General features: G+C 67.4%; 2 protein-coding genes. Both read left to right on the top strand.

What is annotated here, in order from left to right; all coding sequences use genetic code 11:
• Positions 1-233: GPW/gp25 family protein (locus tag G7007_RS21710; protein ID WP_181105148.1), on the top strand; the 233-nt coding region annotated here is incomplete at its 5' end.
• The coding region (locus G7007_RS21705; protein ID WP_181105146.1) for a baseplate assembly protein at positions 230-1,052 on the top strand (823 nt) is incomplete at its 3' end. The genes G7007_RS21710 and G7007_RS21705, both read left to right, overlap by 4 nt.

Below are 1,052 nucleotides of genomic sequence, written 5' to 3'. Positions count from 1 at the left end.
GCCGGCGCATGCGCCCGGAGTACGGCAGCACCTTGCGCCGCTACGTCGACATGCCGGTCAACGACGGTTGGAAAAGTGCCGTGCAGGCCGAGGTTGCCCGCTCACTGGGCCGCTGGGAACCGCGCATTAAGCTCGAGCGGGTTCAGGTGGTCTCGGTGATCGATGGACAGATCGGCCTGCGCCTGAGCGGTGAATACCTGGGCAATGCCTTTGTCGTGGAGGTCAGTGCATGATCGATCTTTCCCTACTGCCACCACCGGACGTGGTGGAAACGCTTGAGTATGAAACGCTCTATCAGGACATGCTCGGCAACTTCCGCACGCAGATGGGCGATCAGTGGACGGCGCTGCTCGAGTCCGAGCCGGTCGTAAAGCTGCTCGAGGTCGCGGCCTACCAGAAGATGCTCGGCCGGGCGCGCACCAACGACGCGGCCAAGTCGAGCTTGCTGGCCTATGCCAAGGGCGCCGACCTGGACAACCGCGCGGCCGACTACGAGGTCACGCGGCTGACCCTCATCCCGGCCGATCCTGACGCGGTACCGCCGGTCGAGGCCGTCATGGAAAAGGACGAGCCACTGCGCTACCGCACGCGGCTGTCGCTTGAGGCCCTGTCCGTTGCCGGCAGTCGCGGTGCCTACGAGTACCACGGCCTCAGTGCCTCGGCGAGCGTGGGCAGCGTGTCGGTGGACTCGCCGACCTTTGTCGGGGTCGCGATACCGCAAGCCGTGCGTGCGCAGTTGCCGGCCGGGGCCATCGTCCTGGTCTGCGATTACGACGCAGGCCTGGCCAGCCCGCTGCCCGGCGACGTGTCCCTGGCTGTGCTGCCACGGCTGGACAGCCAGGAGAAGCCGCAAGCGCTGGTGGACCTGGTGCAGGCTGCGCTGTCTGCCGAGACGGTGCGACCGCTCACCGATCGACCGCGTGCGCAGCTGGGCCAGCCGGTGGACTTCAAGGTGGTGGCCACGCTCGAGCTGGACAGCGGCCCGGAGCCTGCCGTGGTCAAGAAGGCCGCACAAGCCAGCCTGGACGCGGCCATTGCCAAGGCGCGGGATC

Origin of the sequence: Pseudomonas entomophila (assembly GCF_013523125.1) — a bacterium.
GTDB lineage: Bacteria > Pseudomonadota > Gammaproteobacteria > Pseudomonadales > Pseudomonadaceae > Aquipseudomonas > Aquipseudomonas entomophila_B.
The sequence above is the reverse complement of the archived record's forward strand: the minus strand, read 5'-3'. Positions and strand labels throughout refer to the sequence as shown.